Origin of the sequence: Pseudoduganella ginsengisoli (assembly GCF_009720865.1) — a bacterium.
Classification (GTDB): Bacteria; Pseudomonadota; Gammaproteobacteria; order Burkholderiales; family Burkholderiaceae_D; genus Rugamonas; species Rugamonas ginsengisoli.
Genome location: NZ_WNLA01000011.1, coordinates 190,182 through 202,738 on the forward strand (window position 1 = coordinate 190,182; position 12,557 = coordinate 202,738).

Genomic DNA, 12,557 nt, shown 5'->3' on the forward strand with positions numbered 1-12,557 from the left:
AGGCTCCGGCGCCCCCACCAAGGAAAAACATGAGCAACTTCAACGTGAAAAAAGTAGCCGTGCTGGGCGCCGGCGTGATGGGTGCGCAAATTGCCGCCCACTGCGTCAATGCCAAAGTGCCGGTGGTTCTGTTCGACTTGCCGGGCAAGGAAGGCACGCCGAAAAATGGCATCGTGCTGCGCGCCATTGAAAACCTGAAAAAACTGTCGCCAGCACCGTTCGGCGACAAGGCCGACGCGGAACTGATCCAGGTCGCCAACTACGAAGACAACCTGGACTTGCTGGCCGGTTGCGACATCATCATTGAAGCCATCGCCGAACGCATGGACTGGAAGCATGACCTGTACAAGAAGGTCGCTCCGCACATTGCCCCGAACGCGATCTTCGCGTCGAACACATCGGGCCTGTCGATCAACAAGCTGGCTGAAGGCTTTTCCGACGAACTGAAAGCACGCTTCTGCGGCGTTCACTTCTTCAACCCACCGCGCTACATGCACTTGGTGGAACTGATCCCGACCACGTCCACCAAGCCTGAAATCCTGGACCAGCTGGAAACGTTCATGACGTCGACCCTGGGCAAGGGCGTGGTGCGTGCAAAAGATACGCCAAACTTCATCGCCAACCGCGTGGGCGTGTTCGGCATCCTGGCGATCATCCATGAAGCTGAAAAATTCGGCCTGTCCGTGGACGTGGTTGACGACCTGACCGGCGCCAAACTGGGCCGCGCCAAGTCCGGCACCTTCCGTACCGCCGACGTCGTCGGTCTGGACACCATGGGTCACGTGATCAAGACCATGGAAGACAACCTGCCGAACGATCCATTCTTCCCGATCTACAAGACGCCAGCCGTGCTGTCCGGCCTGGTGGCCAAGGGCGCGCTGGGCCAGAAATCCGGCGCCGGCTTCTACAAGAAAGTTGGCAAGGACATCCTGCGCCTGGATCCGGCCACCGGTGAATATGTCGCCGGCGGCAAAAAAGCCGACGACATCATTGCCCGCATCTTGAAAGAAAAAGATCCGGTCAAGAAGATGAAAGCGCTGCGCGAATCGACCAACCCGCAAGGCCAGTTCCTGTGGGCGATCTTCCGCGACGCGTTCCACTACATCGCGATCCATCTGGAATCGATCGCCGACAATGCACGCGACATCGACTTCGCGATGCGCTGGGGCTTCGGCTGGAACGTCGGCCCATTCGAAACGTGGCAAGCGTCGGGCTGGAGCCAGGTGGCGCAGTGGGTCAAGGAAGATATCGAAGCCGGCAAGGCGCTGTGCAATGCACCGCTGCCAGCATGGGTGTTCGAAGGCCAGGTGGGCGAGAAGGGCGTGCATACCCCAGAGGGTTCGTACTCCCCAGCGACCAAGTCGTTCGCACCACGCTCGTCGCTGTCCGTGTACGACCGCCAGCAATTCCGCGCACCGGTATTCGGCTCCACCACCGCTGACGCGAAGACCTTTGGCACCACCGTGTTCGAAGATGACTCGGTCCGCCTGTGGCACTCCGGCGACGACATCCTGGTCGTGTCGCTGAAGACCAAGATGCACGTGATTGGCCCAGGCGTTGTCGCCGGCCTGAAGATGGCCTTGGCCGAAGCCGAGAAGAACTTCAAAGGCGTGGTGATCTGGAATACCGATGCAGCCGAAGGCGGCGCCTTCTCGGCCGGCGCGGACTTGCAATCGGCACTGCCAGCCTTTATGCAAGGCGGCGCGAAAGCAGTCGATCCAATCATCCGCGAACTGCAAGACACGTTCCAGGCCATGAAGTACTCCAACGTGCCGGTGGTTGCGGCGGTTGCCGGCCTGGCGCTGGGCGGCGGCTGCGAAATGATGCTGCACGCTTCCAAGCGCGTGGCGTCGATCGAGTCGTACATCGGCCTGGTGGAAGTGGGCGTGGGCCTGATCCCTGCCGGCGGCGGCCTGAAAGAGGCAGCGGTTCGTGCAGCCAAAGAAGCAAAGGGTAACGACATCCTGCAATTCCTGAAAACCGGCTTCACCAACGCGGCTACCGCGAACGTGTCGAAATCGGCCCTGGAAGCGAAGGCCATGGGTTACCTGAAAGAAGATGATGTGATCGTGTTCAACCCATACGAACTGCTGCACGTGGCGAAAGTCACCGCGCGTTCGATGTTCGACGCCGGCTACCGCGCGCCGATCCAGCGTCCTGTGACCGTGACCGGCCGTTATGGCTGGGGCACCATCAAGGGCCAGCTGGTCAACATGCGCGATGGCGGCTTCATTTCCGCCCACGACTTCAAACTGGGCGACATGATCGCCGAGATCGTGTCGGGCGGCGACATCGACCAGGGCAGTGTGGTGAGCGAACAGTGGCTGCTGGATATGGAACGCAAAGCCTTCCTGGAATTGCTGAACCATCCAAAGACCCAGGAACGCATCATGGGCATGCTGCAAACCGGCAAGCCAGTGCGCAACTGATCGCAAGCCGATAGATAGTAATGTCGTTCCTTAAACTGGCTTTTAAAGTCCTCTTGAAAGTGAAACCGAGCATGGTGTACGAACGTATCAAGCAGCACATGATGGAAACCCTGCCGCTGGTGCGCACGCTCGGCATTCACATCGACAGCATCGGTCCCGGCACCGCCGAAGTATCGATGCCGGACGACAGCAAGCTGCACAACCACCTGGGCACGCCGCACGCCGGCGCCCTGTTCACCCTGGCGGAAACCGCGTCGGGGGCCGCGATGGCTGGTGGTTTTGCAGAGCTGATCATGGGACTGCGGCCAGTGGCCAAGGAATCACGCATCCAGTACCAGAAAGTGGCCAAGGGCGCGACGCGCGCCTCGGGCCGCGTGCCGGGCGACCTGGCCGCATTGAAGGCGCAACTGGCTGCCGACGGCAAGATTGCCTTCCCGGTCAACGTCGATATTTTCGACCAGGAAGGCACGCTGGCGGCGCAAGTGACCGTGGACTGGTATCTGTCGGCTAAAAGGTAAGTACGCGATAAGCCGCTAATCGAACACAAAATTCTCGAAAGCACAAAATGAGCAAACAACTCCAAGACGCATACATCGTCGCAGCGACCCGCACCCCGATCGGCAAGGCGCCACGCGGCATGTTCAGCAAGACCCGCCCGGACGACCTGCTGGTCGCCGCCATCAAGGGCGCGATGGCCGCCGTGCCTAACCTGGATCCAGCGCTGATCGTTGACGCGATCGTCGGCTGCTCGTTCCCTGAAGCGGAACAGGGCTTCAACATTGCCCGTAACTCCGTGGTGCTGGCAGGCTTGCCAAACACCGTGGGCGGCGTGACCGTCAACCGCTACTGCGCTTCGGGCATCACGGCCCTGGCCATGGCAGCGGACCGCATCCGCGTTGGCGAAGCCGACGTGATGATTGCCGGCGGCGTGGAATCGATGTCGATGGTGCCGATGATGGGCCACCACCCATCGATCAACATGGACACGTTCAAGGATGAAAACGTGGGCCTGGCGTACGGCATGGGCTTGACCGCTGAAAAAGTTGCACAGCAGTGGAAAGTCACCCGCGAAGACCAGGACGCGTTCGGCCTGGAATCGCACCGCAAAGCCATCGCTGCACAGCAAGCCGGCTTGTTCAAGGATGAAATCACGCCGGTGGAAATCATCACCCGCACGCCAGACTTGCGCACCGGCGAAATCAAGGTCGGCAAGCGCACCGTGGACCTGGATGAAGGCGCCCGCGCTGATGCGTCGATGGAAGGCATGGCCAAGCTGAAGCCAGTGTTTGCCGCCAAAGGCACCGTGACGGCGGCGACGTCGTCGCAGATGTCGGACGGCGCCGGCGCGCTGATCGTGGTATCGGAAAAGATCCTGAAAGAACACAACCTGACCCCGCTGGCCAAGTTCTCGTCGTTCGCGGTACGCGGCGTGCCACCGGAAATCATGGGTATCGGTCCTAAGGTTGCGATTCCTGCTGCCTGTGCGGCAGCGGGCATCACGCAGGATCAGCTGGACTGGATCGAACTGAACGAAGCATTTGCTGCCCAGGCATTGGCCGTGATCCGCGACCTGAACCTGGACACCAGCAAAGTCAACCCAATGGGCGGCGCGATTGCGCTGGGCCACCCGCTGGGCGCAACCGGTGCGATCCGTGCCGCCACCGTGGTGCACGCACTGCGCCGCAACAGCCTGAAATACGGCATGGTCACCATGTGCGTTGGCGCAGGTATGGGCGCTGCTGGTATCATCGAGCGCGTTTAATTACCGCTTTAAACTGCTAAACAAGGCGCCGCGGCATAACCCCGGCGCCTTTTTCACATGTATACCCGGAGACGAAATGGATATTCTCACCAGCAAAGCCAACGGCATCCTCACCATTGAATTCAACCGCCCGGAACGCAAGAATGCGATCACGTCGGCCATGTACCAGGCCATGGCGGACGCCATCAACGACGGCGAACAAGATGCGGCCGTGCGCGCGATCTTGATCACGGGCAAGCCGGAAGTATTCACTGCTGGTAATGACCTGGACGACTTCCTGAAGTCCGCCCCGCGCCAGGCCGACGAATTCCTCAAGCTGCCCGTATTCCAGTTCATGCAGGCGCTGTCGGGCACGACGAAGCCGGTGGTGGCGGCCGTAACGGGCCTGGCCATCGGTATCGGCACCACGCTGCTGATGCACTGCGACCTGGTCTATGCCGCCGACAACGCGAAATTGTCCGTGCCATTCGCACCGTTGGGCTTGTGCCCTGAATTCGGTTCCAGCGTGCTGCTGGCGCAATTCGGCGGCCATGCGCGCGCGGCGGAAAAGCTGATGCTGGGCGAACCATTCCTGGCAAAAGAAGCGTACGACATGGGCTTGATTTCCAAACTGCTGCCCGCTGAAGAAGTGCTGGCTTACGCGCAGGCGCAAGCGGCCAAACTGGTAGCGCTGCCGGCGTCGTCGATCCGCGCCACCAAGCGCCTGATGAAAGCCAACGGCGCCGACGCGCTGGCCACCGTGCTGGCCACGGAAGGCAAGCTGTTTGGCGAAATGCTGCAATCGCCGGAAGCCAAGGAAGCGTTCACGGCGTTCTTTGAAAAGCGCAAGCCGGATTTCAGCAAGTTTGCCTGACTTGTACGCGGCCGTGTCAACGGTCCGTGTCAATACCCCGTGTTGACACGCGTTTTTCCCAGTTATTGACACGCTTTTCCCCCGCCGGGCCCGTCCTGGCGGGTTTTGGGCATGGCATGGAATTTGTAGAAGTGAGGGCAGGTGCCGGCGCAGCGTCGCCGGTGTGATTCCTGACTTGCCATGCAGAGGTGCCCTCATGACTACCCCCGCCTTATCACCTTCCGACACGCCATTTGTCTTTCTCCACGAATTTCCAGAGCGCCCTTCCGTGCTCGCGCATCCGCCGCAAGGCTTGCAGCCCGGCCTGGTTTTCCTGCGCTTTGACGTCAGCCTGAACGAAGAACACGTATTCCTGCGCCTGCTCCATGAAGGGGCGGTGGCCGCCGACCTGGGCGAGCGCGCCCATCATTACAACTTGCTGGTGCTGGCCCGCTTGCGGCTGGACGATGCGCAGCGCGGCATCGACAGCGCCAGCCAGGGCTGGGTCGGCATGGAGCAACTGTCGCGCATGCTGGGCCTGGATCCCTGCCACATCAATATCCACATCCACCGTGCGCGGCGGCAACTGGCGCAAGCCTTGCCGCCGGCGCTGCGGCACATCGACGTGGTCGAGCGCCGCCGGGGCGAACTGCGGTTCGGGCCCTACGGCATCCACATCATGCGCGGCGCCCGCCTCGAAGCGCTGGCGGCAGGCTTGGACAGTGCGGCCATGCCTGCCAGTGCCGCCGGCGCCTGTAATCGCTGGTAAGCGCTGGTAAGCGCAGGTAAGCCCGCGTAATCGCGGTTCCCGTCGCCAAAAAATATAGTGATCCCACACCGCCACACGGCGGCATTCCGGTCCGGCGCAAGGGGCGCCGGGTCCACTTCCACTGCCAAGGAGATTGCCATGAATAACACCATCAAACTGACCTTCCACAACCTGTCCAACGATCGCAATAATTCGCGCATCGTGATTTTCCAGCGCAATGAGCAAGCGTCGCTGGACGATCTTGGTATCGCCTGGAAAGTCATCCAGAATTGCGGCTTTGACGAAACCCATCCGTTTGAATTGCCGCTGAATATGCAGGCGAGCGTGGCCGACAGCTATGGCAATTTCTCGCCGCTGGTGGACGTGGTGCCCGGACAGACGCTGGCATATCAAACGGCGCCCAGCGGTTACCGGCTGTTGCCAGTGGAACCCTCGCCTGGCGGCGTCGTGGTGCAAATCAATAACAGCCTGCCGCAAGGCGTAATCCATGCCGGCATCTACAAGAATGGCACGTTGTTGGCGCGCAAGAAAAACATTTGCCCGGAAGACTTGGCGCTGTTTGAATTCAAGCCCACGATCTGGGTCGGCGCGGCGTCGCAAATCGAACAGGGCGATTCCATGAATTCGGCCGTCATGAACCAGACGTTCAAGGAATTTTCGCTGCTGGGCCTGCGCAGCGCCACCATCGTCATGCAGGGCGGCGGCGGCGACCGCAATGCCTTGCCGCTGACGTTTGAATTGACGGACCGCGTCATGGTGTAAGCCGGCGGGGCAGGCCGCCTGGCGGCCTGCATTTTCCTCACATGCGATGTGGAGCTGACATGGACTACCAATGCATAGAAACGTGGCCCAGCCCTGACCAGCGGCTGACCTTTCAGGTGGCCAATGCCGCCTATCCCAAAGCGGACGCGCTGGTCACAGTGTTCGAAACTGCCAGCCCGGACCAGCCGTTTGCCGTGCTGGTCCGGGCCGATGGCGAGCAATATGACGTGAGCCATACATTCCCCTCGGGTTACGTGCTGCAAGGCTGGTTGCAGCGCATGTCCAAGATCACTGCTCCGGACCAGGGCCATACCGGCATATGGGGCGACCTCTCGTTTGGCCTGCCGCCGTTGCTGAAGCAATACGAAGGATTCACGGTGTATGGCGAAGTGCGTCCGGGGCCGCCATGCCCCCCGTTCCCTCCGTTTCCACCGGCGCCGCCAGGGCCACCGGCACCGCCCGGGCCGGACACGCCTTTGCCGCCCCTTCCCGTGACCGGCAGTCCCCGCGCCGAACTCTTCCCATTCATCTATATGCGCAAGTGGCCGCAAGTGCCGCCGGAAGCGCTGGCGCTGAATTTTGCGCAGTACGCGCCGCCCGATCCACTCGATGCGGACAGCCTGTATGCGCGCTTGCTGGCCGCAACGCTGCGCAGTGAACGGATCGGCCTGGCGCTGCAATTCATTGCCGGGGATCCGCCCTTCGAAGGGCAGTACCTCGGCGAGGCGGTACGGCCAGGCGGACCTGCCGCGCCGCTGGCCGACGTGGCCGTGGAACTGGCGCTGTGGCTGGACGAACCCGGCGCCCCGCCGGAACAGTTGCGCAGGCGCCTGCAATTCTTGTTCGGCGCCGACAGTTACGGCGCCATGGCTGCTCTTCTGTTGCAGTCCGATTACCGCGCCGCCGTGCAAAACCTGTGGCAAAACTACTTTGCGCTGGCAATCATGCCGGGCTATGCGCGGCCGCTGTTCGAGCGCCTGGCGTCGTGGCTGGCGTCCGCGCACGCGCTGGACTGGCTGTTCCCGCCACTGCCGGACAGCGCCGCCGAGCCGTCGTGGCCGCGGCGCGAACAGGTGCGCGAACTGGCCGGCGCATCAGTGGTCTTGCCATCGCCCGTGTTTCCGCTGCCGCCGGCCGCGCCCGCGCCCGCACCGTCCGGCGGCAGCGGCTGGATCGAGCCTTATGCGGTTGGCGAATTGCAAATGGTGCGCCAGTACCTGCGGCGCCACGTGCCCGGTGAACTCGCGCGCACGGAAAACGTGATGCCTGGCGAGCGCAGGGAAGTGTGCCAGCGCCGCGTGCGGCGCGACAGCGAGCAGCGCGACAGCGTGTCCGGCAGCGCTGAACTGCTTGACAGCGCGGACCGCGCCACGCGCGCCAGCCTGTCCGAAGCCATGCGCAGCGCTATCGCGGAACAGGAAGTCGATCACGTGTACGACAACCTCGCTACCAGTTACGGGCCGCCCAGCCAGGGCACGCTGAATGGCAAATGGACGGAAACCACGCTGCAGGGTGCGCGGCCCGGCAGCAACGATGCGCTGCGCCATGCGCACGCATTGCTGGACAAGGCGCTGCGGCAAGTGACGCAACAAGTGCGCGACGCGCGCAGCAGCAGCACGCTGCGCGAAACCGAGGACAGTGTGCTCAGCATCCTGGACAATTCCAGCGGCACGCAAGCGCGGCTGGGCGTCTACCACTGGATCAACAAGGTCTATGAAGCGGAAGTGGTCACCTATGGCAACCGCCTGGTGGTGGAATTCATGCTGCGCAATCCGGCTGCCTCCTACATCGATGGCCAGCGCCGGCTGTGGGGGCAGCAATACGGCCGGCCGCCAACTCTGGAGTCGCTGGACGTGGCGTCATTCCGCGACATCACGCCGGAGAATTATCCGAAGCTGGCGGCCCGCTATGGCGTGACCGCGCTGGACGCGCCGCCGGCCGCGAACCGGACGGTTTCCCTTGCGCTGCGTGGCGGCGATGAGCGGCTGCTGCCGATCCCGCCCGGCTACATGGCGGCTGCGGCCCGGGTCAGCTGGCTGGCGCTGCCTGCGGGCAGCGCCGCGCCTGCGGTGCTGGTGGGGGCGGAAAAATTCGATGGCGGCGCGGCGCCGCCCAAGCGCCGCTTTGGCCAGGATGGTGCGATTGCCGTCTCCGTGGCGCCGCCGTTGCCGCAGGCCGATGGCGTTGACCCGCCGCCTGCGGCGGAAGTGCAAGTCAGCGTCGACGTGATTTGCATACCGCAGCATGCCACCATGGATACCTGGCGCATCCGCACCTACGGCGCCCTGGCGCAGGCATACGGCCAGCAGCTGGAGCAATACCGCGCCCAGGCCGCCCAGTATGGCGAGGCCGGACAGGCGCGCGCGCCGGGCGCGGGACGCGAAGTTGAGCGCCAGGCGTTGCGGCGCGGTTGCCTGCAATTGCTGATGGAGCGGCGCGCCGCCATGGCCGGAGCGCAGGATGAGCCGGCCGGCGAACCGCGCTACCTGGAATTCTTTGACGGGCTGTTTGAATGGAATGAGATGAGCTGCCGCTGGTATGGCGGCGCGGACGATCCAGGCGACCCGCAATTTACTGGCGGCGGCGCTGGTTTCGCTGCTTTCCTGAACGCCGGCATGGCGCGCGTGATGCTGCCGGTGCGGCCAGAGCGCAGCGCGGCGCTGCTGTATTTCCTGGCGAGCGGCATGGCCTGGGATGGCGGCAACCAGGCGGCGCCCGTGGTGGCGGACGATATTGCAGCGGTCTATGACTTGAAGTCTGCGCACATGCAACAGATGCGGGCGCAAGGGCCGGTGCGCGTGGGCGAGCCGTGGGAAGTGGTGGTGCCGACCACGATGCAAATCCTGGGGAGCACGCTGTGAAACCGCCGCTGCCCGGCGCTTTTGCGCCGTGGACCTGGAGCGGCATGCCGCCCGGCGCCATTATCGCATTTGCCGGCAACCTCGGCACGCCGGTGCCGGACAACGCGTCGCCGCCGACGCCGCCGGCCCCCGCCGGGCCGCACGTGCTGCAGACGGTCGAAGCGTGGGGCTGGATGCTGTGTGACGGCAGGCCGCTCGATTGCTGTGCCTACCCGGAATTATTTGCCGTGCTGGGCTACCTGCACGGCGGCCAGAACGGCAGCTTCAAGCTGCCTGACTTGCGCGGCTATTTCCTGCGCGCCGCGGACTACGGCGCGGGGCGCGCGCCTGATGAGAAAAGCCGCAACGCGTCGGGCGGCGGGACTCCCGGGCAGCCTGGCTCGTGGCAGCTGGATGCATACCAGCAGCATGAGCATGACTACCTGCAGGCTGGCAAGGCCGGGCTGGCGCCAGGCAGCGGCGCCGGCGCCGTGCCCGGTGTGACTGGTACGGCCACCACGCCGGCCGGTGATAAAGACTACCGCGACGCGGCGGAAACGCGGCCCATGAATGTGTACGTGCATTACCTGATCAAGTTTGCCGCCGGCTGGTGACGGCGTTCGTCTGTCATTGCGTGTAATCACGCGTAACGGCGTGTCATCGCGCCACACGCCGGCTGCGCCGATGATGGAACAACCGTGGACGCGGCCAGGACGGTCCCGCGGCGGTTGCATACAGTCCCCCGGATGATCTATCGAAACCAGAAAGGAATTGCCATGAAACCCGATCTCAATCTTGCCCAGTTCAGCCAATTTAGCCTGACGCAGGCACAGTTCGACGCTTTGCGCAGTGATTACGAGGAACAGGTCGATGAATTGTTTGCCAAGTACCGCAATGTAACCAGCGTCGGCATCGGTGTGCATACGGGCCACGATGGCGCAAGCCTCCCTGCCATCGTGGTGACGCTGGAAGACCCCAAGCTCGGGCCCCCAGTGCCGCAGCGGGGCCGCCACGGCACGCTTGTGGTCACGGAAATTGGCGGCGTCGTCGCGCCGCATGCACTGGAATTTGCCGAGCCAGGCACGGAAGTTGGCCAGACGCCATACCAGCGTATGCAGTACCCGGTGCCCTGTGGCGTGTCGACGGGTCCTTCGGGGCAGAACAATATCGGCACGCTGGGATACCACGCACGCATGGGAAAAAAGAAATACCTGTTGAGTAACAACCATGTGCTGTCGCGTTGCGGCCGGGTCGCTATCGGCACCCCTGTTACCCAGCCAGCGGAAGCAGACATGGAGCATGGCAGCCCGCGGAGCGTGGCCACGCTGTCCTATGTTGTGCCGCTCACGCGTAACGAGACGGCGACCGCGGATGCCGCCATCGCGGAATACGGGGACAAGATCAAGCTGGCGGCGGCGGTACAGCGCGATGGCGCCGAGCCCGTGCCGCTGGGAACCTGCATTGTTCTGGCTGAACCGAACCTGAACGTGGTGAAGAGTGGCCGCACCACCGGCTTTACAGAGGGAACGGTCGTCAAGATTGGCTGTACGGTGCGGGTCGGCTACTGGTGCGGCGAAGTCACGATGACCGACGTCATTGAAATCATGCGAGGCGACGGCAGTGATAAATTTTCAGACGCAGGCGATAGTGGCGCCCCGGTGACGACGGAAGAGGGCAACGACCCGGTCGGCATGCTGTTCGGCGGCGGGACGCGCAATGGCAAGCAAGTCAGTCATGCCAACCCGATACATCGTGTGCTGACGGCGCTGTCGGCTGTGACGCCCGGGCCGGTAACGCTGCTGCTGGAAGCGGATGACTGAACGGCGCCCGAAAGGGACAGTGGCGGCGGCGGGCAATGACTATAATCGGTCCATGTACCTATTTAGCCGCCACCGTGACCGACGATGACCAAACCCTGACCTCGCCCATGCCTTCCCTCGCACCGGACGCCGCGCCATGGCTGTGCCTGACGATCCAGTGGCACCCGGAGCCGCAGCGCATCGGCCAGCAATGTTTTGGTCCGGCAGGGGAAGGCACGCTGGCGCTGAACCGTTTCCTGCCGCTGTTCCAGTCGCCGGGCGAGGCGGGGGCAGGGCTGGGGCACCGCTGCGTGTCGCGCTCGCCGCTGCAACTGCAGCGCGCCAGCGATGGCAGCGTTACGGTCTGCGCGCCTGACAGCCGCATGGCGGTGCGCATCGATGGCGTGCCGCTGGACGGCAGCCGGCGCTTGACGGCGGACCAGGTGCGGCGCGGTGCGGTGCTGGAACTGGGGGGCTTGGTAGTGCTGTGCCTGCACTGGATGCGCGCGCTGCCGGCGCCGGTCCAGGTGCCGGCTATGCTTGGGGTAGGGAGCGCCGCGCTGGCCTTGCGCGCGCAAATCCTGCAGGCGGCGCGCACGGATTTCCCCGTGCTGTTGCTGGGCGAAACCGGCACCGGCAAGGAGGTGGCCGCGCGCGCAATCCACGCAGCCGGGGCGCGGCGCGACAAGCCGTGGGTGGCGGTCAACATGGCCGCCATGAATGAGGCGCTGGCGGCGGCGGAATTATTTGGCGCGGCGCGGGGCGCCTATACGGGGGCGCAAACTGCGCGGCCCGGGCTGTTTGCCGAAGCGGCCGATGGCACGCTGTTCCTGGACGAGATCGGCGATACGCCGCCCACCGTGCAACCGATGCTGTTGCGCGTGCTGGAGAGCGGAGAATACCGGCCACTGGGGGGGCAGGGCACGCTGCAGTCGCGGGCGCGCCTGATCGCGGCGACCGACCGCAACCTCGCCGAACGCGGCTTCAACCAGGCCCTGTTGCGGCGCATGGAAGCGTTCGTGATTCATTTGCCGCCGCTGCGCGAGCGGCGCGAAGACATTGGCGTGCTGGTGCTCAGCGTGCTGCGGGAGTGGGCCGCGGCGCATGGCGGCTGGCCCGCGCTGCCTGCCGCGCTGGTAGCCGCCATGTGCCGGCATGACTGGCCCGGCAATGTGCGCCAGTTACTGCACACGGTGCGCCGCGCGCTGGTGGCGCTGGATGGGCGCGGCGCGGGCAATGCGGCGGAGGCGGGCGTTGCGGGCATCTGGACGCTGCCGGATTTACCGGCATCGGTTTCGCCTGCCGCTCAGGCACCGGAAGAGGCCGCGCCGCCCGGTGCGCCAGCCGCGGAAGGGCTTGCGACC

General features: G+C 64.1%; 10 protein-coding genes. All 10 read left to right on the forward strand.

The genetic code is table 11. From position 1 onward, the window contains the following. Positions 1 to 29 precede the first annotated feature (29 nt). The gene (locus GM668_RS17175; protein WP_155440172.1) at positions 30 to 2,429 is read left to right on the forward strand and encodes a 3-hydroxyacyl-CoA dehydrogenase/enoyl-CoA hydratase family protein; all 2,400 of its coding nucleotides are present in this window, start codon (positions 30 to 32) and stop codon (positions 2,427 to 2,429) included. A gap of 71 nt (positions 2,430 to 2,500) precedes the next feature. After that, positions 2,501 to 2,947: a PaaI family thioesterase gene (locus tag GM668_RS17180; protein WP_155440173.1), complete on the forward strand. Its 447-nt coding sequence runs from the start codon at positions 2,501 to 2,503 to the stop codon at positions 2,945 to 2,947. A gap of 47 nt (positions 2,948 to 2,994) precedes the next feature. Beyond that, the gene (locus GM668_RS17185) at positions 2,995 to 4,191 is read left to right on the forward strand and encodes an acetyl-CoA C-acyltransferase (RefSeq protein ID WP_155440174.1); all 1,197 of its coding nucleotides are present in this window, start codon (positions 2,995 to 2,997) and stop codon (positions 4,189 to 4,191) included. A 76-nt stretch (positions 4,192 to 4,267) separates the two neighbouring features. Next, the gene (locus GM668_RS17190; RefSeq protein ID WP_155440175.1) at positions 4,268 to 5,044 is read left to right on the forward strand and encodes an enoyl-CoA hydratase; all 777 of its coding nucleotides are present in this window, start codon (positions 4,268 to 4,270) and stop codon (positions 5,042 to 5,044) included. A gap of 196 nt (positions 5,045 to 5,240) precedes the next feature. Further along, complete coding sequence (locus GM668_RS17195; protein WP_155440176.1) at positions 5,241 to 5,792, forward strand: hypothetical protein; 552 nt, start codon at positions 5,241 to 5,243, stop codon at positions 5,790 to 5,792. Between the two features lie 138 nt (positions 5,793 to 5,930). After that, a complete protein-coding gene (locus tag GM668_RS17200; protein WP_155440177.1) occupies positions 5,931 to 6,554 on the forward strand; it encodes a hypothetical protein in 624 nt (207 codons plus the stop codon). Positions 6,555 to 6,613: 59 nt separating this feature from the next. Next, positions 6,614 to 9,415, forward strand: a complete 2,802-nt coding sequence (locus GM668_RS17205; protein ID WP_155440178.1) for a hypothetical protein — start codon at positions 6,614 to 6,616, stop codon at positions 9,413 to 9,415. Continuing rightward, positions 9,412 to 10,008, forward strand: a complete 597-nt coding sequence (locus GM668_RS17210; protein WP_155440179.1) for a tail fiber protein — start codon at positions 9,412 to 9,414, stop codon at positions 10,006 to 10,008. Before GM668_RS17205 ends, GM668_RS17210 begins: the two co-directional genes overlap by 4 nt. A gap of 162 nt (positions 10,009 to 10,170) precedes the next feature. Next, complete coding sequence (locus tag GM668_RS17215; RefSeq protein ID WP_155440180.1) at positions 10,171 to 11,214, forward strand: chymotrypsin family serine protease; 1,044 nt, start codon at positions 10,171 to 10,173, stop codon at positions 11,212 to 11,214. Positions 11,215 to 11,288: 74 nt separating this feature from the next. Beyond that, positions 11,289 to 12,557, forward strand: a 1,269-nt coding sequence (locus tag GM668_RS17220) for a sigma-54-dependent transcriptional regulator (RefSeq protein ID WP_170305673.1), incomplete at its 3' end; no start/stop codon positions are given.